1 protein-coding gene and 1 pseudogene are annotated in these 3,212 nt (G+C 56.2%); both read right to left on the reverse strand.

What is annotated here, in order from left to right; translation table 11 throughout:
• Positions 1–862: 862 nt before the first annotated feature.
• Positions 863–1,075, reverse strand: a complete 213-nt coding sequence (locus ILFOPFJJ_RS33835) for a hypothetical protein (RefSeq protein ID WP_173514758.1) — start codon at positions 1,073–1,075, stop codon at positions 863–865.
• A gap of 1,107 nt (positions 1,076–2,182) precedes the next feature.
• Positions 2,183–2,808 (reverse strand): annotated as a pseudogene (locus ILFOPFJJ_RS33840) (nitrogen fixation protein NifQ); the annotation flags it as partial.
• Between the last annotated feature and the right edge of the window lie 404 nt (positions 2,809–3,212).

Genomic DNA, 3,212 nt, shown 5'->3' on the forward strand with positions numbered 1-3,212 from the left:
GGCGGTGGTATCAGATCGGTAGCGGCTGCCCCGGATGCGAAAAAAGCCGCACCCACGCCCGCGATCCACCTCAGATGCCATGCTTCATCCGTGCTCATTTGACCTCTCCTTGAATCCAACAATTACCATTGAAGCGGCAGTAGTAGCCTGCGCCTACGGTGGCATGTTGATCGAGATCAACCGTGGTTCGGGAGAATCGGTTTATCGGGCGGAGAAGGCAATATGTCGCATGAAGGTTCCCTCGACCGTAGCTCCGATTTTGGCGACGTTGAACTACAGACGGGCAAACGCTGCCATTCGAGGCATAGAAGGTCGCCTCCCAAATCCTCGGTTCCATTTAGCGTAAGTCTCTTCGCAGTGATTCGGGCCGCTCCGGCCCTGCTGCCAACGATACTCAGACAAGCTAGTGACGAGCTGACGGGCCGGCGCCACCCAGCTAGGAGAGCAGGAGAACGGCGAGCGTGACCGAGTGCATGAGTTGCCTGTGCCGGCACTAAGCAGGGCCGTTATGGCGAAACTGTTCCAGTAGCGGCCGCACTCGCCAGGTGTTCAAACTCAGCCCATGCGCCGCTATCACCATCTCGCCGCCTTCCGGCGCACCCCACTGACAGAAGCAAAGCGATGGATGACCGTGCCTGAACCCTCTTCAAGGGGAGCGATCCCGTTAGTACTTGGCCTCATATCATGCTCAAGCACCACTTTGGCGGAAATTCTATACAGCTCATGTGGCGTTGAGAGACAGCCAAGCCGACGTGCGCTAATCGGTACATCGGATTAGATAACAGGTGCTGTTCCACCGACTGCGACGCACGCCGCCGCCTCGCCTTCGGCTTCCAGTCCGTCGAACTGCAGTTCCATCTGTTCAAGCAGCCAGGCCTTCGCGCTTCGAGCGGCTGCCGTGAATGTCTCGATGGAGCTTCTCGACCACCAGCCTCAGCGGGCAATCAGTGGATCCCAATGCGAGTTCATTACTCGGGCGCGCGGCGAACGCCTCGACTTCGCGGCGAGCCCCGTGATCGGCGAGTATCGTCCCATGCGCGCTGGCGAGGTCATCGTTGTTCGCAGCATCGCTCATGCGAGATGGAGCCATACTCGGACCCGCCGGCTGCGCTCGGTCAGCAAAGCATCGAGCGGGACGAGAAGGCTCATAGTCCTTGAAACGCACGCCTAGGGCTTTCCGAACAGCGGATGGTTTTCATCAAAACTAACAATTCGACAGGACATTGCATAGAAGAATGAAGGGTGCAGCGTTCAAGGAATAGCTGTCGATGTCGTTGATACTAAGAGCGTATTTTGGTGTGCCTCTCTTGTGTGCCGAACATCGAATGACTCGCATGGCCGTTCTTCGGGGATTCTGACCTAGACGATTACCTCGCCGTCCTATAACCTCACCTTAGTCAATTTCCTCGAGATTGGCCGCGGTCCTCGTTGCAACAGGATAAGATTTCAATATGCGTTTCATTCTCGGCTTCCGCGATATTGCGCGCCTCTTACTCCGCCCCTGTTGCAAGTTTAACCCGGATTTTCGGAGGTATCTCTCATGAACCGTAGCACCGTGCTGATGCTCGCATGCACCGCAGCAGTCGCCACATGGCTCGTAGCCTCACCGGACGTGCGGGCGGACCCGGTTGCTGATATGTGTTACCTTTTTTGCCCATTGGAGCAGGATGACACCGTTGGCGGGTTTTGTTCAGCTTTTTGCTCCTCATCTCCGTCCCTTCCGCTTCCAACGGACCCGCAGAGCGGAAGCGGGGTAGGGGGACAAAATCCGACTCGAAACGAAGACGCTGCGAGCGGAACGTCAGAGAAGCCGTGACAGGAGTAGTACAATTCAAGCCTTGGCGGATCGTCTAGGTCTTGAAAAAACGCTCTCCAGTTTCAGAGCCGCTGTCAAGGATCAGTAACACTGGTTTGGCTCTGATTTGCTTATTTCTCGGTCCGCAGATCGCTGGACGTTGCAGGCATGGCGCGACCATGCATGCGGGCGAAATAATGATGGGCTTCCTCTAAAAACAGAGACGATCCCTGATCCTCTCCGAGATTGCCGGCTAAGTCATCGAGCGCCGAAAGGCCACATGACGAACATGCAAAGTCGGCCGCTGAATTGAGCGACGTGGCGTGCTGCGGCAATAGCTGACGTTAGTTCCCTCAAGTCAATCCGTCGCGCACCCAGCGTTGCGCTTTCTTCAGGGACAATGCAGCTTTCAAAGTCCTTCCCGGCTACGGGTGCGGTGCAGAGCGAAAAACCCTCAGTGTCGCAAAGCATGCGATAAAAGGTACCTTTTCCATTTCGTGTTGCTGGTATTGCCGGCTGCAAGCGTGGGGAAATGTGTGGCGAGCAAGAGGCTGAGTTCGGCCCTATCGGAAAGACCAAGCTCCAGCCACAGATGGTCGTGGCGCATGGCACGCCGGGCGATGATCTTGGCGAAACAGGCGCTTATTGAGTCGCCCGGTCGAGCATGCGCGAGCAGCAGATCGCGCAGAAGTTCCTCCTCCACACCCGGCTCGGCTTCGCGAACTTTTTCCACTCCGAAGGCCTGTATAACAGCGGCGGGAACAGAGCGGCTGAGGACGTTTCGAAGCTCGGCACGGGAAAGACCTGTTGCCTCGGTCGCAGTTGCCACGTCGGCAGCAATCTCTTCTAGCGCGTGCAAGAGGACGCAGGAAAACACATACTGATCGAAGTCCATATCGAGGTCTATAGGTGGCTTAGACCTAGCGATTGCGAGATCGTCGGTGACCGAGCCGATAGGTCAGGAGGGTCACTCTCCTTTGCGACAAATTGCGGGTATGAATGACATTTGACATGTTGCTTCCCTCCTGCGCTCCATACGTCGCCACCAGATGATCTGCGGCGCGGCAGGTTTGACTGCTCGCGAGGAGGGCATTTCAAAACTCGTTCCAATCGGGACACAGAGCCGACCAGTCAAGTTTTTTGCTGGGTTTTCAAATGCTAAATGATTTCTCCTTTGTAGGCGGAACGAACATCGGCCCGTCTCGGGATGACAAACAGACGACATTGGATGTCGGTTTTGGCCAAAAAAGCAGCCCTCGTTATTGGGAACGCGGTGAGCAGAACTTGCGGCACGTTGGCTTTGCAACACTGCCCATCGGGGATCATTCGCCCGATATCCGATTTATGACACCCTCGTCACCTTTGTCGGCTCTGCGACACCGCTTTATTTCGTCGGATCGCGTGCTCTAGCGTCTAA

This window comes from Sinorhizobium psoraleae (genome assembly GCF_013283645.1).
Taxonomy (GTDB): domain Bacteria; phylum Pseudomonadota; class Alphaproteobacteria; order Rhizobiales; family Rhizobiaceae; genus Sinorhizobium; species Sinorhizobium psoraleae.

What these genes read in the sequence shown, in the direction of transcription:
- ILFOPFJJ_RS33835 (WP_173514758.1), bottom strand. Translation starts at nt 1,075, where the DNA reads ATGAGCGATGCTGCGAACAACGATGACCTCGCCAGCGCGCATGGGACG.